Raw genomic sequence first — 18,337 nt, forward strand, 5'->3', positions numbered from 1 at the left:
CTTTCCGACGCGCCCCTGCATCGCCCCGGCCACGAGCGCGAGATCGAGATCAACGAAGGCCTGCCCCCCGGCTTTGGCGAAGGCTGGACGGGTCGCGTGGCCTTTTGGCTGGCCGTCACCTTTTCGCTGTTCCAGCTATGGGCGGCGGCTTACGGCACGCTTCCCAGCCAGATCGTGCGGGCGATGCATGTGGGCTTTCTGCTGCTGGTGGGCTTTGTGCTGGTCGGCAATCTGGTCGCCAAGACCAAACGCGGACAGGCGTTCTTCTGGGCGCTTGGGGGTCTGGGCTTCTTCACCGGCCTTTATCAGTGGATCGAATATGCCGATCTGATCCGACGCACCGGGTTTCTGACCCAGATGGACCTGATCATGGGGACCGTCCTGATCGTGCTGGTCTTTGAGGGCGCGCGGCGCCTGATGGGCTGGCCGCTGGCGGTGATCGCGGGGTTCTTTCTGGCCTATTGCTTCTTTGGCCAGCACCTGCCCGCGCCCTTCATCCATCGCGGCTATGGCTATGAACAGATCGTCGAGCATTTCGCCTATGGGACCGAAGGGATCTATGGCAGCCCGATCTATGTCAGCAGCGCCTATATCTTTATCTTCGTGGTCTTTGCGGCGTTTCTGGAACGGGCGGGGATGCTGAACCTGTTCAACGACTTTGCGCTTGGCATGGTCGGCGGCGTGCGCGGCGGCCCTGCGCAGGTGGCGGTGCTGTCATCGGCGCTGATGGGCACGATTTCAGGCTCGGGGGTGGCCAATGTGGTGGCCTCGGGGCAGTTCACCATTCCGATGATGAAGAAGTCCGGCTTTCGCGCGTCATTCGCCGGGGGCGTCGAGGCGACGGCCTCGATGGGCGGGCAGATCATGCCACCGGTGATGGGCGCGGTGGCCTTCATCATGGCGGAAACGCTGAACGTCCCCTATGCGGCGGTCGTTCAGGCGGCGATCGTTCCGGCGGTCCTGTATTTCGGCGTCGTCTTCTGGATGGTCTGGCTGCAGGCCGGGCGCGACGATCTGAAGGGCCTGCCCAAGGCCAGCCTGCCCAATCCGTGGAAGGCGGTGCGCGAACAATGGCCGCTGATCCTGCCGCTGGCCGCTTTGGTCTATCTGCTGTTCGCGGGCTATACGCCGATCTTTGCAGGCACGATGGGGCTGGCGCTGGTCACGGTGCTGATCCTGGGCGCGCCGCTGGCCGCGATGATCGGACCCCTGGCGTTCCGGATCGTCTTCTGGATCGCGCTTGGCGTCGCCTCGGCCTCCTTCGTGGAATACGGCGTCGATCTGCTGGCGATCGTCATCGCAAGCCTGCTGATCGCCTGCGCGATCTTCAAGGGCGCACGCCCGACCATCGGCATCATCCGCGATGCGCTGGCCCAAGGCGCGCGCAACGCCCTGCCGGTGGGCATGGCCTGCGCCATCGTCGGCATCGTCATCGGCACGCTGACCCTGACCGGCATCGCATCGACCTTTATCGGCGCGATCATCGCCATCGGGGAAAACAACCTGTTCCTGTCGCTGGTCCTGACCATGCTGACCTGTCTGGTGCTGGGCATGGGCATTCCCACGATCCCCAATTACATCATCACCTCGTCGCTGGCCGGGCCTGCGCTGCTGGAACTGGGCGTGCCGCTGCTGGTCAGCCATATGTTCGTCTTCTACTTCGGGATCATGGCCGATCTGACGCCACCCGTCGCGCTGGCCTGCTTTGCCGCCGCGCCGATCGCGAAATCCTCGGGGCTGAAGATCTCGATGCAGGCGATCCGGCTGGCGGCGGCGGGGTTCATCATCCCGTTCATGGCGGTCTATACCCCGTCGCTGATGCTGCAGGATGGCGGGCCGATCGCCGAAGCCTACGGCTATCCGGTCGAGGTCGTCTATATCCTGCTGAAGACCGTGATGGGCGTCGGCATGTGGGGGATCGCGGTCGTCGGATATCTGTGGGACCGCACCACGCTGATCGAACGGCTGCTGGCCTTTGCGGCAGGCGTCTCGCTGATCCTGGCGATGCCCTGGACGGATGAGGCCGGGTTCGCGCTGACGCTGGCCTTCCTGATCGTCCACCGGTTGCGCACCCGCCGCAGCCGCGGGGCGGTGGCCTGATGCTGTGCGTGGCGGCGGCAGGGGGCTTTGCCCTGTCGCTGGCCACATCGCAGTTCACGCTGGACTGGACCCATTCGGTGGCCCGCACGACATGGTGGGAAGGCTGGCAGATCACCCATGCCGGACTGGCCCCGGTCGAGGCCCGCATCACCGGCACCGGCGCCGGGATGGAACCGCCGCCAGACGCCCGCCTGCAGGACGGCGTCTGGCATTACAACCCGCAGATCCCGCCGCAGCGTCAGGTGGTGCTGGGCGCATCCGGCGCGACGGGGGCGGGGTGGCGGCTGTGTGCGCAAGGCCGCTGCCACGCCCTGCCCGAGGATATGGGCCCGCTTCGCCTGTGGTCGGCCCCGGATTGCGACGGCTGATCTTTCCGCAGATGCCGGGCGGTGATACCGTTCCGCATCCCCGCCAGACCGGCACGAAGCCAGACCGGTACGAAGGAAGTGACCCGCATGACCCCTTCGCGCGCGCCATCGAACAGCGATCCCGGCGGCTGGCTGGCCGCGCAGACCGACCTGACCCGGACGCTGGCCGAGGTCGCGGCGGAACTGGGGCGGCTGGACGGCACCCTTCTGGCCCTGCCGCCCCTTGACGCGACCGGCGCGCTTCAGCGTCTGGCGCTGGCCGAGGTCGAGGCGATGCTGTGGTCCCAAGGCACGATCCTGCGCCGGGACGAGATCGGGCGCGACATGATGGATGCCCGCGCCGTATCCGACCCGCAGACCATGCGGCAGGCCCGGTGGGCATTGCGGCGGCTGCAGGGGCAGGGCGACCGCCGCGATCTGGCAGGGTTTCTGGGCCTGCACCGCAGTCGCGATCCGCAGCCCGATCGCGATCCGGCGGACCCTGATCTTGACCGTGCGCTGGCCCTGCGCCCCCGGGGCATCGCCTTTGACGAGGCGGCGGCGGAATTCCTGCAGGTCATGGACGCGGCGGCTGGCCTGCACCCCCTGGCACGCGGACCGCTGGCGATGATCCTGTGGCGGCTGGCCGGATTGTCCACGCCCGAACTTACGCTGGAGGCCGCCGTCTGGTCCGCCCGCGACATGGCACAAGGGTGCGAGGCGCTGAGTTTCGTCCCCCTTGGTCGTCACGGGCGCCGGGTCTGGACCGGATTTGGCCCGCCCGGCGACAGGCTGACCGCCCATCTGACCGCCATCGCTGCCGCCGCTCGCGAGGGGCGCGCCCAGATCGGCCAGATCGCCCGATGGGCCAAGGCCGCGCGGACCGCCACCCATGACGTCAAGGGCAGCAACCCGGCCCGCGTCATCGCGGTGCTGGCGGCGCGCCCCCTCGTCTCGGCCATGCAGGTCGAGGCCGAGGCCGGGATCAGCCGCATCACCGCCGAACGGATGCTGAACCGCATGACCGCGATGGGCCTGATCCGCGAAACCACCGGGGGCCGCCGCTTTCGCCTGTGGGCGGCCAATCTGGCGATGTCCTGAACGGGCCGGCCGGCCCGCGCCGGGGGCGGGCGCTCAGACGATCCCGCCGCCGCCGCCCGCCGATGCCGGACGCACCGCCGCCACCTGCGCCCGCCACCCCGAGGCGCGGAAAGCCGCGACGGGATCGATGGCCGCACCCTTGCGCAGCCGCGCCATCTGCAGGATCGGATCGACATCCGTGCGGAAGGCCGCGCGCAGGGTCGCCGCCGCCATCAGCGCGTCATTGCTGTCGCGATAGCCCTCCAGCGCCGTGCGATCGACAAGGCTGGCCTGCAGATAAGCGCGCTGAATCTCGACCGCCGAGATCATCAGGCTTTCCATCGGGTCGGTGACGTTGTGGCTTTGATCGATCATATGCGACAGGTTCAGGCCGGGCGTATCCTCGTGCTCGACCAGTTCGTTCCAGACCAGAAACAGGCGGAACGGTTCGATCGTGCCCGCATCCAGATCGTCATCGCCATATTTGCTGTCGTTGAAATGAAACCCGCCCAGCTTGCCCGCCCGGATCAGCCGCGCGACGATCATCTCGATATTCACATTGGGCGCGTGATGGCCCAGATCGACCAGACATTGCGCCTTGGGGCCCAGTTCCTGCGCGATCATCAGGCTGGTGCCCCAATCCTGCACCACGGTCGAATAAAACGCCGGCTCATAGATCTTGTGTTCGGAAAACAGCCGCCAGTCATCCGGCAGCCCGGCATAGACCTGACCCATCGCATCAAGATAACGGTCGAACTGCCGCGACAGCGAGGTCTGGCCGGGAAAGTTCGACCCGTCCCCGATCCAGACCGTCAGCGCCTTGGACCCGATGGCGCGCCCGATTTCGATACAGTCCAGATTGTGATCCACCGCCTGCGCGCGTGTGGCGGCATCGGTATGGGACAGCGATCCGTATTTATAGCTATATTCCTGATCCGCCTGATCCTGAAAGGTATTCGAGTTCATGGCGTCAAACCCCAGCCCCGTCGCTTCGGCCTTTTCCAGCAGCAGCGACGGATCGGTGCGATCCCACGGGATATGCAGACTGACCGATGGCGTCGCGGCGGTCAGCTGGTGGATGACCCCGCAATCGTCCATCTTGTCCATGATGCCGCGCGGCTCTCCGGCGCCGGGGAAACGGGCAAAGCGGGTGCCGCCGGTGCCGGTGCCCCAGCTGGGGATGGCGACGCCAAAGCCCATGGCGCGGGCGGTCAGCGCCTCGATATCCACGCCCCGGCGCGACAGGCGCGCGCCAAGTGCGTCGTAATCGGCGGCCAGATCGGTCTGGCGGGCGGCGTTTTCAGCCTCGATGATGTGTTTGTCGATCATGGCTTACCTCGTGAACGCCTGAACATTGCCCGCATCCACATTCAGGATGTTGCCCGTCGATTTGGCCGACAGGTCGCTGGCAAAGAAATACGCGCCCTCGGCGATATCCTCGGGCAGCACGGACCGTTTCAGCATCGAGCGCTGGCGATACATCTCCTCCAGCCCCCCCTTGTCGGTGCCATAGGTGCTGGCCCGCTGGTCCAGCCATTCGCCCTCCCAGATGCGCGAGCCGCGCAGCACGGCGTCGGGGTTGACCACATTGACGCGGATGCCGCCCTCGGCCCCTTCCAGCGCCAGACAGCGGGCCAGATGGATCTCGGCCGCCTTGGCGGTGCAATAGGCGCTGGCATTGGGGCTGGCCGCCAGACCGTTCTTGGATGCGATGAAAATCACAGCGCCGCCAATGTCCTGCACCCTGAATGTTCGAAATGCCGCACGAGAGACAAGGAAATATCCGGTGGACAGAATGTCCATGTTCTTGTTCCACAGCGCCAGCGAGGTCTCCTCGATCGGCGCGGATGAGGCGATGCCGGCGTTCGACACCAGAATGTCGATGCCGCCGAATTCCACCGCCATCTGGTCATAGGCCAGCGCGACCTGCGCCTCGTCGGTGACGTTCATCTGGACGCTGCGCACCATGTCGGCGCCAAAGCGGGCCGCCAGCCCCTGATGGGCGGTGGTCAGCGCGGCTTCGTCGATATCGGCCAGCATCACGCAGGCGCCTTCGCGCAGGAACCGTTCCGCCGTGGCCGCCCCGATCCCGCCCGCGCCGCCGGTGACCAGCGCCACGCGCCCGGCCAGCGATTTCGGCTTGGGCATCCGGGCCAGCTTAGCCTCTTCCAGCAGCCAGTATTCGATATCAAAGGCCTCTTGTTCGGGCAGGCCCTGATAGGTGCTGACCGCGCTGGCGCCGCGCATCACGTTGATCGCATTGACATAGAACTCTGCCGAGACGCGGGCCGTCGGCTTGTCCAGCGCAAAGGTCAGCATGCCCACGCCGGGGATCAGATAGACGACCGCATTCGGGTCGCGCAGCGCCGGGCTGTCGGGCTTCTTGCAGCGGTCATAATAGGCGGCGTAATCGTCGCGGTAATCGGCCACCGCCTGCGGCAGCGCTGCCAGCGTCGCGTCCAGATCGAGGTTGGCGGGGTCGAAATCGACGACCAGAGGCCGGATCTTGGTGCGCAGAAAATGGTCGGGACAGGACGTGCCCATCGGCGCCAGCCTGTCCAGCATCTGCGATCCGACAAATTCCAGCACCGCAGGCTGATCGTCGAAATGGCCGACCTTGTGGCGGTCCCTGGAAATCAGCCCCCGGATCGCCGGCATCAGGCGCGCGGCCACCGCCCGCCGGGCGGGCGCGTCCAGCGTCGGGCGAGCGGGGCCACCAAAGGCGGGGGCGGTGCTGCGCGCCTCCAGCCATGCGGCGGCGGTGTTGATGATCTCCAGCGTGGTCAGATAACAGTCCTTGGCATCATCCGCCCAGGTGAACAGCCCGTGGCTTTCCAGCACCGCGCCCCGCATCTGCGGATTATCGACGGCCAGCTTTTCCAGCCACAAACCAAGCTCGTAGCCCGGCTTCTTCCACGGCAGCCAGCCGATCTGGTCGCCAAAGATCTCGGCGGTCAGCTCTTTCGAGTTGACCGAGGCCGCGATGGCGATGATCGCGTCGGAATGGACATGATCGACATGCTTGCGCGGCACATAGGCGTGCAGCGGCGTGTCGATGCTGGCGGCGCGGGGATTCAGGGCGAAGGTGCAATGGGGCAGATAGGCCACCATCTCATCCTCATGCGCCAGACCGCGATACTTGGCCTTGAGAGCGTGCAGCTTGTCCATGTAAAGCGTTGAAAACCCGTCCATTGTCATGGACCCGATATCGCCCCCCGACCCCTTGACCCACAGCACCTCGACCGGCTCGCCGGTCAGGGGATCGACCTCGGTCACCTTGGCCGAGGTGTTGCCGCCCCCGTAATTCGTCACGCGCTTGTCCGAACCCAGCAGGTTCGACCGATACAGCAGCTTTTCCGATTCGCTCATGGCGGCGGTGGCGCTGTCATCCCACAGGTTTTCAAGCCGATTGGCGGTCATAAAGGCCTCCCTTATTGCGGCGTCCTGCCGCGCGTTCCCCAAGCCGAATACACCCCGGCCGCGGCAGCGGTCAATCATTTTCGATCATATCCGATCATTGTGCAGGTGCAGAAAGGAATTATCGATCAATTATGATTGACAATGACCGGTAACGATGGAAACTGGCCATCAAGGGGGAACCATGCTGGAAACCGAACGCCATCGCATCATCCTGTCCGCCGTTCAGGAACGCCCCGTGGTCACGGTGGGCGATCTGTGTGCGCTGACCAATGCCTCCGAGGCGACGGTGCGCCGCGACATCGCCCAGCTGCATCTGGCCAAAAAGCTGCGCCGCGTGCGGGGCGGGGCCGAGGCGATCTCGCCTCCGCAATTCGTGGGCATCAATGCCCGGCCCTTTGCAATCAATCAGACGATCAACATCGCGCAGAAACGATCAATCGCGCAGGCCGCCGTCGATCTGTGCGACGATGGCGATGCGATCATCATCAATGGCGGCACGACGACGTTCCAGATGGTTCATCCGCTGACCGCCAAGCGGCTGCAGGTCTTTACCAACAGCTTTCCGATTGCCGAACATCTGCTGAAGCAGTCCAGGAACACCGTGATGCTGCCCGCGGGGGCGATCTATCGCGAACAGAACATCATCCTGTCGCCCTTTGACGATGATGGCAGCAATCATTTCTATGCACGGCGCATGTTCATGGGCTGCCGGGGGCTGGGGCCTTTGGGATTGATGGAGGGTGATCCGCTGTTGGTGCAGGCCGAACAAAAGCTGATCGGTCAGGCCGATGAGCTGGTCGTGCTGGCTGACAGTTCGAAATTCGCAGGGCGCTCCAGCCTGCTGTTGTGCCCGTTGTCGCGCATCCACACGGTCATCACCGATGATGGCATCGACGACCGGGCCGCCGCCATGCTGGAGGCTGCCGATATCCGCCTGATCGTCACCCAGATCCATCAGGACAGACAGACACGCGCCGAGGATTAGGGGCGCGCCACATCGCTTATCAGGGAGGAACAGATGAGCATTTCACGCAGATTACTGACCACGGCCATGGCGCTGGCGCTGACGGCCCCGGCCTTTGCCGCAGGCAGCGCGCAGGCGGAAACCGTGCGCATCGCGCTGGTCGCCAAGGCGCTTGGCATCGGCTTTTTCGAGGCCGCCAACAAGGGCGCCCAGGAGGCCGCAGCCGAGCTGGGCGATGTCGAGATCATCTATACCGGCCCCACCGACACCACCGCCGAGGGCCAGATCGAGGTCATCAACAGCCTGATCGCGCAGCGCGTGGACGCCATCGCCGTCAGCGCCAATGACACCGATGCGCTGGTGCCGACGCTCAAGCGCGCGATGGACCGGGGCATCACCGTGATCAGCTGGGACAGCGGCGTCGCCCCCGAGGGGCGTCAGGTGCAGTTGAACCCCTCATCCGCGCCGCTGATCGGCAACACGATCATCAAACTGGCCGCCGATCATCTGCCCGATGGCGGTCAGGTCGCGGTTCTGTCGGCGACCACCACCTCGACCAACCAGAACATCTGGATCGAGGAGATGACCAAGGTCATGGGCGATTATCCCGGCATCGAGGTCGTCGGCACCGTCTATGGCGACGATCTGGCCGACAAATCCTATCGCGAGGCGCAGGGGCTGATGCAGACCTACCCCGACCTCAAGGCGATCATCGCGCCGACCAGCGTCGGCATCGTCGCCGCCGCGCAGGCAGTGACCGATGCGGGCAAGGTGGGCGAAGTCAACGTGACCGGTCTGGGCCTGCCATCCGAGATGGCGGGGCATGTGAAATCGGGCGCCTCGCAATCCTTCGCGATCTGGAACCCGATCGATCTGGGCTATTCCGCCGCCATGATCGCGTATCAGCTGGCGACCGAAGGCGCTGTCGCGGAACCCGGCTCCACCATCCCCATCGGCCGCATGGGCGAGGTCACGCTGGACGAGAATGGCGAGGCCGCGATGGCCGATCCCTTCACCTATGATGCCAGCAATATCGACGAATTCTCGTCGGTCTTCTGATCCGCCCCATCTGTCCAGCGCCCTCCGGCCCTGTGCCGGGGGGCAGCTTTCCCCAAGGATCCGATCATGCAGCCAGACCCCGTGACGCGGGACGGCGCGGTGTTGTCGCTGCGCGGTATCGTCAAGACATTCCCCGGTGTGCGCGCGCTTGATGGCGTGCAGCTGGACCTGTTCCCCGGTCAGGTCACCGCCCTGATTGGCGAGAACGGCGCCGGAAAATCGACCATCGTCAAGGTGTTGACGGGCATTTATCAACCAGATGAGGGGCAGATCCTCGTGGCCGGTCAGCCGGTCCGCTTTCCCACCGCGCAGGCGGCGGGGGCGGCGGGGGTGACCGCGATCCATCAGGAAACCGTCCTCTTCGATGAGATGACGGTGGCCGAGAATATCTTTATCGGCCACGCGCCCCGCACCCGCCTTGGCCTGATCGACCGCCGCGCCATGCGGGTCCGCGCGGCCCAGATCCTGCGCGGCATCGGGTCCGATCTGGATCCGGGCACGCGGCTGCGCGATCTGGGGATTGCCAGCAAGCATCTGGTTGCCATTGCCCGCGCCCTGTCGGTCGATGCGCGCGTGGTGATCATGGACGAACCCACCGCCGCCCTGTCCCACAAGGAAATCGGCGAACTGTACGATCTGGTCGACACGCTGAAGCGCCAAGGCAAGGCGATCCTGTTCATCAGCCACAAGTTCGACGAGATTTTTCGCATTGCCGATCGCTGGACGGTGTTCCGCGACGGCGCCTTCGTGGCCGAGGGCGTGATGGGCGACGTGACCGAGGGCGATCTGGTGCAGATGATGGTCGGGCGCAGCGTCGATCAGATCTATCCCAAACGGCCCGCAGAGATCGGCCCGCCGGTGCTGACGGTCGCCGGATATTGCCATCCGACCGAATATGACAACATCACCTTTACTCTGCATCAGGGCGAAATCCTTGGCTTTTACGGCCTTGTTGGCGCAGGCCGGTCCGAGGTGATGCAGGCCCTGTTCGGCATCAGCCAGCCCGCCAAGGGCGCCTGCCGCATCGCGGGCGACATTCGGGTGATCCGGTCCACTGCGCAGGCTGTGGCAGCAGGCATCGTCTATGTCCCCGAGGATCGGGGCCGTCAGGGTGCGGTCAAGGGCCTGCCGATCTTTCAGAACGTCACCTTGCCCTCGCTGGCCCGCACCAGCCGGGGCGGTTTCCTGCGCCTGGCCGAGGAATTCAAGCTGGCGCGCGAATACACCCAAAGGCTGGACCTGCGCGCGGCCAGTCTGGATCAGGATATCGGCCTGTTATCGGGGGGCAACCAGCAAAAGGTGGTGATCGCCAAATGGCTGGCGACCCAGCCCCGCATCATCATTCTGGACGAGCCGACCAAGGGCATCGACATCGGATCGAAAGCCGCCGTGCATGACTTCATGTCGGAACTGGCGGCCCAGGGACTGGCCGTCATCATGGTCAGCAGCGAAATCCCCGAGGTTCTGGGCATGTCCGACCGCATCATCGTCATGCGCGAAGGCCGGATCGCGGGCGAGTTTTCAGGCGCCGCCATGACGCCCGAAAACCTGATCCGCGCTGCCGTCGGCATCGAAAGGAATGCCGCATGAGCATTCTGAAATCACGAGAGGTCGTGTTGGCCGTGGTGATCCTGCTGCTGCTGGCGGCCATTGCCAGCCGCTTTCCGGGCTTTGTCGCGCCCGCCAATCTGGCGCGCGTGTTCACCGATACCTCTCCGCTGATCCTGCTGGCTTTGGGACAGATGGCGGTGATCCTGACCAAATGCATCGACCTGTCGGTGGCAGCCAATCTGGCGCTGTGCGGCATGATTGCTGCACTGCTGGACGGGATGGGCGTTCCGATGCCCGTCATTCTGGGCGCGGTCATCGTGATGGGCGCGGGCCTTGGGGCGATCAACGGCGCGCTGGTCTGGACGCTTGGCATTCCGTCCATCGTGGTGACGCTTGGCACCATGACCATCTATCGCGGCACGATCTTTCTGCTGACCGAGGGCGCCTGGATCAACGCACATCAGATGAGCGACGCCTTCAAGGCCATCCCCCGGCAGGTGATCCTGGGCCTGCCGGTCATGGCCTGGATCGCGGTCGCGGCCATTGCCGGGGTGGCGCTGCTGATGACGCGCACCGCATTGGGCCGGGCCTTTTACGCGGTGGGCGGCAACCCGCATGCGGCGGTCTATACCGGCATTTCCGTGGGGCGCACGCAATTCGCGGCCTTCGTGCTGGCGGGCGCGCTGGCCGGGCTGACCGGCTATCTGTGGGTCGCGCGCTATGCGGTGGCCTATGTCGATATCGCCGGCGGGTTCGAACTGGACGTCGTCGCCGCCTGCGTCATCGGCGGCATCGTAATCGCGGGCGGGGCGGGCACGGTGGCGGGCGCGGTCATGGGGGCGCTGTTTCTGGGCATCATCAAGAACGCCCTGCCGGTCGTCGGCATCTCGCCCTTCTGGCAGATGGCGATTTCTGGCGCGGCGATTCTGGCGGCCATCGCCTTCAACGCGCGCCGCCGCGATCCCGGCCGCATCATCCTGAAACGGGCCGAGGTTCGCACATGACCCATTCGCCACAAACCGGACGCCTGATCCCCGACCGCCTGACCAGCCCCGCATCGCGCGCCCTGAAAAGCTGGGAGGCGCTGCTGGCCGTCGTCGCCGTCACGATTTTCCTATTGAACGCATGGGCATCGCCCTATTTCCTCGACCCGTGGAACCTGTCGGACGCGACGTTCAATTTCACCGAAAAGGCGATGATCGCCTTTGCCATGGCGCTGCTGATCACCGCCGGAGAGATCGATCTGTCCGTCGGCGCTATCGTGGCCCTTGCCTCGACCGCGATGGGGGTGGCGATGTCGATGGGCGCGCCGACGCCGGTTCTGGTGGCCGTGGGGCTGGCCACGGGGCTGGTCTGCGGGGCCTTCAACGGGGTGCTGGTGGCGCGGTTTGGCCTGCCATCCATCGTCGTCACCATCGGCACGATGAGCCTGTTTCGCGGCATCGGCTACATCGTGCTGGGCGACCGGGCGTTCACCGGATACCCCGCTGATTTCGCATGGTTCGGGCAGGGCTATGTGGTCTGGGTCATCACGGTCGAGCTGGTGATTTTTGCCCTGTCGGCCATCGTCTTTGGCATCCTGATGCACCGCACCAGCTTTGGCCGCACCGTCTATGCGATCGGCAACAACGCCACCGCCGCCCGGTTTTCGGGCGTCCGGGTGGACCGGGTGCGGTTCATCCTGTTCCTGCTGACCGGACTGATGAGCGGCATCGCCGCGATCTGCCTGACCTCTCGCCTTGGGTCCACCCGGCCGTCCATCGCGGCGGGGTTCGAGCTGGAGGTGGTGACCATCGTCGTCCTCGGCGGTGTTAGCATCCTGGGTGGATCAGGAACCATTCCCGGCGTGGTGCTGGCGGCCTTTGTGCTGGGGCTGGTGACATTCGGTCTGGGCCTGCTGAACGTGCCCGGCATCGTGATGTCCATTGTCGTGGGCCTGTTGCTGATCGGAGTGATCGCCGTGCCCCGCCTGATATCGAAGCTGAGGACATGATGCAGAAATATGCCTTTCGGATGCAACTGAACCAGGGGGCGGCGGATGAATACCGCCGCCGCCATGACGCGATCTGGCCCGAGCTGGTCACCCTGCTGCTTGACGCGGGCGTGCGGGATTATTCCATCCACCTGGACCCCGAGACGAACGCGCTGTTCGCGGTGATGTGGCGGGCCGACGATCACGGCATGGATGCGCTGCCGGATCACCCGGTGATGCAGCGGTGGTGGGCGCAGATGGCCGATCTGATGGCGACCCATCCGGACGGATCGCCGGTGGCGGTTCCCCTGACCCCGATATTCCATCTGCCATGACCCCCCGCCCTGCCATGCATGTGGCCGTCATCGATATCGGCAAGACCAATGCGAAACTTGCGCTGGTCGATGGCACGACCCTGGCCGAGATTGCGGTCGTCACCCGCCCCAATCTGCCCTTGCCAGGGCCGCCCTGGCCGCATGTGGATCTGGACGGGCATTGGGATTTCTTCCTGACCCATCTGGCCGCGTTTCACCGCGATCACGGGGTGGATGCGATCTCGGTCACCACCCATGGCGCGGCGGCGGTGCTGCTGGATGGCGATGGCGGGCTGGCCGCGCCGATGCTGGATTACGAACATCAGGGCCCCGAGGCGCTGGCCGCCGATTACGATGCACGGCGCCCGGGCTTCGACGTCACCGGCGCGCCGCGCCTGCCCATGGGGCTGAACCTTGGCGCGCAGCTGCATTGGCTGATGGCGCAGCCGGGGCTGGCCGCGCGGGTGGCCCATATCGTCACCTATCCGCAATATTGGGGATGGCGGCTGACAGGCCAGCTGGCGACGGATGTGACCTCGCTTGGCTGTCACACCGACCTGTGGGATCCATGGCAGGGGCGGTTTTCACCGCTGGTCGCGGATCTGGGCCTGTCGGACCTCATCGCACCCGCGCGTCGGTCCGACGCGCGGCTTGGGGGGCTGTCGGCGGAAGTGGCGGCGCGGACGGGCCTGCCTGCGGATATCCCGGTCGCGGTGGGCATCCATGACAGCAACGCATCGCTGTTTCCGCATCTGCTGGGGCGAAAGGGGGCGTTTTCCGTCGTCTCGACCGGAACATGGGTGGTGGCGATGGCGGTGGGCGGACGGGCGGTGCGCCTGGACCCCGATCGCGACGTGCTGGTCAATGTGAACGCGATGGGCCAGCCCGTGCCCTCGGCCCGGTTCATGGGCGGGCGCGAATTCGAGGCGGTCCGCGCAGGTTCCGACAGCGCGCCCGAGGCTGAAGACCGCGCGGCGGTGCTGAGGGATGGGGTCATGCTGATGCCCTCGGTCCAGCCGGGGTCGGGGCCGTTTCCCGACCGCGCGATGGGATGGACGGCCCAGCCCCAAGGCGATGGGCAGCGGATGGTGGCGCTGTCCTGGTATCTGGCGCTGATGACCCTCACCTGTCTGGATCTGATCGGCGCCGAGGGTCCGGTCATCGTCGAGGGGCCCTTTGCCCGCAATGCCGATTTCCTCGACCTGCTGGCGGCGCGGCACCCCGGCGGGGTCGGGGTGGCGGCATCGGCCACCGGCACCAGCGGCGGCGCGGCGATGCTGTGCCTGCCCGACGCCAAAGCGCCCGCGACGCGGGACTGGGCCGTGCCGGACCATGCCGATGGGCTGCGCCAATACGCCAGAGCGTGGCAACAGCTTGTGGCCCGGCAGGCCTAGGGCAGGGGCGGCCGGAACCCGTCCCCCTGCCAGATCCCGGTCAGCGCCAGGTCGTCGGACAGCAGGTTGACCCGCGCCGCCCGGCCCGGTGCCAGCGCGCCATACTGCCCCCCCATGCCGATCAGCGCGGCGGGCAGCCGCGTGGCCATCGCCAGCGCGCGTTCGGGCGCCACGCCCACCGGCCCCGTCAGCAGGCGCAGCGCCCGGTCCAGCCGCAGATCGGCCCCGGCCAGCGTGCCGTCAGGCAGGGTCAGCCGCCCCTGACGGCGCTGCACAAGGCGGTCGTGCAGGATCATCTGATCGCGGTCCGTGCCCGCAAAACCCATGCAATCGCTGACCAGAAACAATCCCTCGGGCCGTGCGGCCAGCGCGATGCGCAGCATCTGTGGATGCACGTGATGCCCGTCGGCGATCACCCCGGCGGCGGCCTGCCCCCCCAGCACCGCGCCGACCAGACCGGGGGCGCGGTGGCCCATCTGGCTCATCGCGTTGAACAGATGCGTGGCGCAGCGGGCGCCTGCCGCGAAAGCCGCCATCGCGCTGTCATGATCGCAATCGCTGTGCCCAAGGCTGACGATCGCCCCCGCCTGCGCCAGTGCCGCGATCTGGGCAGAGGTGGCCGATTCCGGCGCCAATGTCACCATCAGCGCGGGCAGGGCCCGGGCGGCGCGGGTCAGCAGGTCCAGATCAGCCTGATTCATCGGCCGGATCAGGGCCGGGTCATGGGCGCCCGCGCGGCGCGGGTCCAGATGCGGCCCCTCAAGATGCAGGCCCAGAAAGCCCGGCACCTGCGCCTTGGCAGCCGCGATCCCTGCGGCAATGACGCGGGCGGTGGCGTCGGGGGTATCTGTGATCAGCGTCGGCAGGATGCCCGCACAGCCAAGCGCCAGATGGGTGGCGCAGATGTCGCGCAACACCCCCAGATCGGTGGCGCCATCGACCATCAGCCCGCCGCCGCCATTCGCCTGCAGATCGACGAAGCCCGGCGCCAGAATGCCGGTCACGCGCTGCGTTTCGGGGGGGGCCTGATCACCGGGCAGGATGGCGGCGATCTGGTCGCCCTCGATCACCAGCGCATGGCCGGGGATCAGCCGGGTGCCGTCAAAGATCCGCGCGCCGGACAGGACATGGCGGGTCGGGACGGGGCGCATCACAGAGTCTCCGTCACCTTGCGCAGATGCGGCGGCGTATCGGGGTCAAAGCCCCGGCGCCGCGACAAGGCCTCGACGCAGGCGTAAAAGCTGACGATCAGGGCCAGCGGTGCGATCAGCGGATGCAGCCCCGCCAGATCGGGCAGGCGGCGGGCGCCCGCCACATCGGCCCCCGTCACGAAGACATCGGCACCCTGTGCGGCCAGACGTTCGGCAGTCTGGCCCAGATGCGGCAGGGCGGCGTCATCGACGCCCAAGGCCAGCACCGGAAAGCCCGCCTGCACGATGGCGGCGGGGCCGTGCAACACCTCGGCGGCGCTGTACGCTTCGGCGTGCAAGCCGCTGGTTTCCTTTAGCTTCAGCGCGGCCTCTTGGGCGATGGCAATGGCCGGGCCGCGCCCCAGAACAAAGGCGTGACCGGCGCCCTGCAGCCGATCCGCAAGGGGGGACCAGTCCAGCGCCAAGGCGCGCTGCAACGTGTCGGGCAGGGCGGTCAGGGCGGCACGCAGGGCGTCATCCCCTTGCCATTCGGCCAGCAGCGCCAGCCCGGCGATCACCGAATTCACAAAGGTCTTGGTCGCCGCGACCGATCGTTCCTCGCCCGCCTCCAGCGCGATGCAATGCGATGCCGCAAGGCCCATCGGGCTGTCGGCATGGTTGGTGATGGCCACGGACAGGGCGCCCCCCTGCGCCGCCGCCCGCATCAGTTCGACGATGTCCGGGCTTTGCCCCGACTGCGAGATGCCAAGGCACGCCGCCCCCGCCAGCCGCAAGGGCCTGCGATAGACCGAGGCGATGGACGGCCCAAGCGAGGCCACCGGCAGCCCCGCCTGCAATTCCACCGCATATTTCAGATAGGTCGCCGCATGGTCCGACGATCCGCGCGCCACGGTGACGATCACGCCCGGATCGCGGGCGCGCAGGGCGGCCCCGGCCTGCACCAATGCGGGACGGGCGCGGTCCAGAAAGCGGGCGGCGGCCTGCGGGATCTCGGCCACTTCGCGGGCCATCAGGCTGGGGGTCATGGGGCTGTCCTTTCAGGACCGGAGGGCGAGGGATGGGGCGGCACCGGATGAGAGGCCACAGATTTGGGGGCCCCGGATTGTGGCGCCAAGGTCAGTTCGACCGCGAAATCATAGGCATCGCCGCGATACAGCGACCGGGTGTATTCGACGATCCGCCCGCCGGGCAGATAGGACCGACGCTCGATCCTCAGGCTGACGGCGCCCACCGGGACGCCCAGCAGGGCCGCATCCTCGGCGCCCAGACTGGCCGCCGAAATGCGCTGGACGGCGCGCACGGGCCGCAGGTCGCGGGCCTGCAGCAGCGCATAAAGGCTGTCGCCCACGGCCTGAGGATCGGGCAGAAGCTGGGCGGGCAGGGCAGCGCGTTCGATCGCCAAAGGCACCCCGTCCGAACCGCGCACCCGGTCCAGACGGGCCACCTGATCGCCCGCGCCAAGCCCAAGGGCCATCACCTCGGCGGGGCTGGGGGCGTGCAGGCCGCGTGCCAGCCAGCGGCTGTCGCTGTGGCGCCCGCGCCGGGCCATATCCTCGGTGAAGGACGTCAGCAGGGACAGGGCCTGTTCCAGACGTTCGACCGGGGGGGCGATGAAGGTGCCCGATCCGCGGCGCTGGATCAGCGCCCCTTCGGCCACCAGGGCGCCCACGCTTTTGCGTACGGTCACCCGCGACAGGCCGGTGCGGGCGGCGATGTCGCGTTCGGGGGGCAGGCCGTCGCCGGGCCGCAGCGCCCCGCTGGCGATGGCCTGCGCGATGCGGCGGTGCAGCTGGACGTAAAGCGGCCCGGCGCCGCTGTCGAAGGGACCGGCGAACAGGTCATCCATCGGGCTGGTCCGGATGGGCGCCCATCTCGCGGGCCATGGCCAGCGCACCGTCAAGACCGGTGCCCAAGGCCTGACGGACCGGCAGCAGGGGGGACAGCGCCGCCGCGAAATGGGGGCCGAGACCACCGGTAAACACTACGGGCAGGTCGTCGGTCCCGCGCAAGGTGGTCAGGATGTCCAGCACATCGGCCTGCGCCTCGGCCAGCAGATCCTGCGCCGCCGGATCATCGCCCGCCAGCATGCGCGGGGCAAGGCGGGCGAAATCGCCGGGGCGGGCGCGGTTGCCGAATTCGATGATCCCCTCGATCCCGCCGAATTCGTCCAGAGTGGCGCGCAGCAGCGGCGTCATCGGTGCCAGCCCGTCGCCCGCCCGCATCGCCCGGGCCAGCAGCGCGCGGCCCAGCACCGCGCCGCTGCCCTGATCGCCCATCAGAAAGCCCCGCCCGCCGACCTGCCGGATCCGGCCGCCGCGCTGCACCGCAAAGACCGAGCCGGTGCCCATCGCCGCCAGCACCCCGTCACCGGCCCCAAGCGCGCCGCGCGCCGCCGTGATCCCGTCATTGACGATCCGCGCCTGCGCAAAGGGCAGCAGCGCCGTCAGCCGCCGCACCGCCGCTAGCATGGTTCCACCCGCCAGCCCCAGCACCGCGACCAGCCCCCGCGGGTCGATGTCGTGGTTGCCGATGGCCGCCGCGGTGGCCTGCAGGATGCTGGCGGCGGCCATGTCCACATCGGTGTTGATATTGGCCGCGCCCCCCTGACCCTGCCCCAGCATCCGTCCCCGGGCATCGCACAAAGCTGCCCGGCATCCGGTCCCGCCGCCATCGATTCCCAGAAAGACCGTCATGCCATGCTCCTTGGTTTGAAGCATACCAAAGCAATACCAACCCGGAAAGCCGAATTTCCGGGCGCTGAATTGCCCGCCATTGGATGGTTTTCGGACAAGAGGCTTTACAGGTGGTATTGTTTTGGCATTATCGACCCCAACCGATTAGGGAATCAGATGACCGACCGCAGCACCGAAGCGCGCCATCCCGATGCACTGGGTCTGCATCGGCTTGCCGCACCCGATGCGGCGGGCCTTTTGCTGACCGCGCAGCAAGGCGCGCTGGAGGCGTTGCGCTCGGCGCTGCCCGCGA

Annotated in this window: 16 protein-coding genes; 10 read left to right on the forward strand and 6 right to left on the reverse strand. The window is 66.9% G+C overall.

Translation table 11 applies throughout. The features are described 5' to 3' along the window. Positions 1-15 precede the first annotated feature (15 nt). The 3 genes from EG885_RS18940 (at position 16) to EG885_RS18950 (ending at position 3,548) form a co-directional block, all read left to right on the forward strand. The gene (locus tag EG885_RS18940; RefSeq protein WP_131577751.1) at positions 16-2,100 is read left to right on the forward strand and encodes a TRAP transporter permease; all 2,085 of its coding nucleotides are present in this window, start codon (positions 16-18) and stop codon (positions 2,098-2,100) included. Continuing rightward, positions 2,100-2,468: a DUF1850 domain-containing protein gene (locus tag EG885_RS18945; protein WP_242679752.1), complete on the forward strand. Its 369-nt coding sequence runs from the start codon at positions 2,100-2,102 to the stop codon at positions 2,466-2,468. The genes EG885_RS18940 and EG885_RS18945 overlap by 1 nt, the downstream gene beginning before the upstream one ends. 87 nt (positions 2,469-2,555) lie before the next feature. Next, positions 2,556-3,548 (forward strand): DUF1403 family protein, encoded by a 993-nt coding sequence (locus EG885_RS18950; RefSeq protein ID WP_131577720.1) that lies wholly within the window; start codon positions 2,556-2,558, stop codon positions 3,546-3,548. Positions 3,549-3,581: 33 nt separating this feature from the next. Here the strand turns inward: EG885_RS18950 and rhaI are convergent, their stop codons facing one another. Together rhaI and EG885_RS18960 are read right to left on the reverse strand one after the other, a co-directional pair. Then, a complete protein-coding gene (gene rhaI, locus EG885_RS18955; protein ID WP_131577723.1) occupies positions 3,582-4,856 on the reverse strand; it encodes an L-rhamnose catabolism isomerase in 1,275 nt (424 codons plus the stop codon). A 3-nt stretch (positions 4,857-4,859) separates the two neighbouring features. Next, the gene (locus EG885_RS18960) at positions 4,860-6,947 is read right to left on the reverse strand and encodes a bifunctional rhamnulose-1-phosphate aldolase/short-chain dehydrogenase (RefSeq protein WP_131577725.1); all 2,088 of its coding nucleotides are present in this window, start codon (positions 6,945-6,947) and stop codon (positions 4,860-4,862) included. A 181-nt stretch (positions 6,948-7,128) separates the two neighbouring features. Between EG885_RS18960 and EG885_RS18965 the strand changes: the two genes are divergently transcribed. The 7 genes from EG885_RS18965 to EG885_RS18995 all read left to right on the forward strand — a co-directional run bounded on the left by EG885_RS18965 (position 7,129) and on the right by EG885_RS18995 (position 14,201). After that, positions 7,129-7,932 (forward strand): DeoR/GlpR family DNA-binding transcription regulator, encoded by an 804-nt coding sequence (locus EG885_RS18965; RefSeq protein WP_131577728.1) that lies wholly within the window; start codon positions 7,129-7,131, stop codon positions 7,930-7,932. 33 nt (positions 7,933-7,965) lie between these two features. After that, the gene (gene rhaS, locus EG885_RS18970; protein WP_131577731.1) at positions 7,966-8,970 is read left to right on the forward strand and encodes a rhamnose ABC transporter substrate-binding protein; all 1,005 of its coding nucleotides are present in this window, start codon (positions 7,966-7,968) and stop codon (positions 8,968-8,970) included. Positions 8,971-9,036: 66 nt separating this feature from the next. Beyond that, complete coding sequence (locus EG885_RS18975; RefSeq protein ID WP_131577734.1) at positions 9,037-10,560, forward strand: sugar ABC transporter ATP-binding protein; 1,524 nt, start codon at positions 9,037-9,039, stop codon at positions 10,558-10,560. After that, the gene (locus tag EG885_RS18980; protein WP_131577737.1) at positions 10,557-11,525 is read left to right on the forward strand and encodes an ABC transporter permease; all 969 of its coding nucleotides are present in this window, start codon (positions 10,557-10,559) and stop codon (positions 11,523-11,525) included. The genes EG885_RS18975 and EG885_RS18980 overlap by 4 nt, the downstream gene beginning before the upstream one ends. Next, positions 11,522-12,514, forward strand: a complete 993-nt coding sequence (locus EG885_RS18985; protein ID WP_131577739.1) for an ABC transporter permease — start codon at positions 11,522-11,524, stop codon at positions 12,512-12,514. The genes EG885_RS18980 and EG885_RS18985 overlap by 4 nt, the downstream gene beginning before the upstream one ends. Continuing rightward, positions 12,514-12,828 carry an L-rhamnose mutarotase gene (locus EG885_RS18990; RefSeq protein ID WP_131577753.1) on the forward strand — a complete coding sequence of 105 codons (315 nt, stop codon included), beginning with the start codon at positions 12,514-12,516 and terminating at the stop codon, positions 12,826-12,828. The genes EG885_RS18985 and EG885_RS18990 overlap by 1 nt, the downstream gene beginning before the upstream one ends. Then, on the forward strand, positions 12,825-14,201 hold the full coding sequence (locus EG885_RS18995) for an FGGY-family carbohydrate kinase (RefSeq protein ID WP_131577741.1): 1,377 nt from the start codon (positions 12,825-12,827) through the stop codon (positions 14,199-14,201). Before EG885_RS18990 ends, EG885_RS18995 begins: the two co-directional genes overlap by 4 nt. Here EG885_RS18995 and nagA read toward each other — a convergent pair. From nagA to EG885_RS19015, 4 genes are read right to left on the reverse strand one after another with little or no spacing between them, the layout of a single operon-like run. Continuing rightward, entirely contained in the window at positions 14,198-15,352 is a 1,155-nt protein-coding gene (gene nagA / locus EG885_RS19000) for an N-acetylglucosamine-6-phosphate deacetylase (RefSeq protein ID WP_131577743.1), read from the reverse strand. The two genes, EG885_RS18995 and nagA, sit on opposite strands and share 4 nt — an antisense overlap. Continuing rightward, on the reverse strand, positions 15,352-16,377 hold the full coding sequence (locus EG885_RS19005; protein WP_131577745.1) for an SIS domain-containing protein: 1,026 nt from the start codon (positions 16,375-16,377) through the stop codon (positions 15,352-15,354). Before EG885_RS19005 ends, nagA begins: the two co-directional genes overlap by 1 nt. Then, positions 16,374-17,198 (reverse strand): GntR family transcriptional regulator, encoded by an 825-nt coding sequence (locus tag EG885_RS19010; protein WP_131577747.1) that lies wholly within the window; start codon positions 17,196-17,198, stop codon positions 16,374-16,376. Before EG885_RS19010 ends, EG885_RS19005 begins: the two co-directional genes overlap by 4 nt. Beyond that, entirely contained in the window at positions 17,191-18,045 is an 855-nt protein-coding gene (locus EG885_RS19015; protein ID WP_131577749.1) for a glucosamine kinase nucleotide-binding domain-containing protein, read from the reverse strand. The genes EG885_RS19010 and EG885_RS19015 overlap by 8 nt, the downstream gene beginning before the upstream one ends. Positions 18,046-18,337 lie beyond the last annotated feature (292 nt).

It is taken from the genome of Paracoccus nototheniae (genome assembly GCF_004335005.1).
GTDB classification, from domain to species: domain Bacteria; phylum Pseudomonadota; class Alphaproteobacteria; order Rhodobacterales; family Rhodobacteraceae; genus Paracoccus; species Paracoccus nototheniae.

Excerpts from the sequence above, each read along its gene's own strand:
- EG885_RS18945 (WP_242679752.1), top strand. The coding sequence starts at position 2,100 with ATGCTGTGCGTGGCGGCGGCAGGGGGCTTTGCCCTGTCGCTGGCCACA.
- EG885_RS18950 (WP_131577720.1), top strand. The coding sequence starts at position 2,556 with ATGACCCCTTCGCGCGCGCCATCGAACAGCGATCCCGGCGGCTGGCTG.
- rhaI (WP_131577723.1), bottom strand. The coding sequence starts at position 4,856 with ATGATCGACAAACACATCATCGAGGCTGAAAACGCCGCCCGCCAGACC.
- EG885_RS18960 (WP_131577725.1), bottom strand. The coding sequence starts at position 6,947 with ATGACCGCCAATCGGCTTGAAAACCTGTGGGATGACAGCGCCACCGCC.
- EG885_RS18965 (WP_131577728.1), top strand. The coding sequence starts at position 7,129 with ATGCTGGAAACCGAACGCCATCGCATCATCCTGTCCGCCGTTCAGGAA.
- rhaS (WP_131577731.1), top strand. The coding sequence starts at position 7,966 with ATGAGCATTTCACGCAGATTACTGACCACGGCCATGGCGCTGGCGCTG.
- EG885_RS18975 (WP_131577734.1), top strand. The coding sequence starts at position 9,037 with ATGCAGCCAGACCCCGTGACGCGGGACGGCGCGGTGTTGTCGCTGCGC.
- EG885_RS18980 (WP_131577737.1), top strand. The coding sequence starts at position 10,557 with ATGAGCATTCTGAAATCACGAGAGGTCGTGTTGGCCGTGGTGATCCTG.
- EG885_RS18985 (WP_131577739.1), top strand. The coding sequence starts at position 11,522 with ATGACCCATTCGCCACAAACCGGACGCCTGATCCCCGACCGCCTGACC.
- EG885_RS18990 (WP_131577753.1), top strand. The coding sequence starts at position 12,514 with ATGCAGAAATATGCCTTTCGGATGCAACTGAACCAGGGGGCGGCGGAT.
- EG885_RS18995 (WP_131577741.1), top strand. The coding sequence starts at position 12,825 with ATGACCCCCCGCCCTGCCATGCATGTGGCCGTCATCGATATCGGCAAG.
- nagA (WP_131577743.1), bottom strand. The coding sequence starts at position 15,352 with ATGCGCCCCGTCCCGACCCGCCATGTCCTGTCCGGCGCGCGGATCTTT.
- EG885_RS19005 (WP_131577745.1), bottom strand. The coding sequence starts at position 16,377 with ATGACCCCCAGCCTGATGGCCCGCGAAGTGGCCGAGATCCCGCAGGCC.
- EG885_RS19010 (WP_131577747.1), bottom strand. The coding sequence starts at position 17,198 with ATGGATGACCTGTTCGCCGGTCCCTTCGACAGCGGCGCCGGGCCGCTT.
- EG885_RS19015 (WP_131577749.1), bottom strand. The coding sequence starts at position 18,045 with ATGACGGTCTTTCTGGGAATCGATGGCGGCGGGACCGGATGCCGGGCA.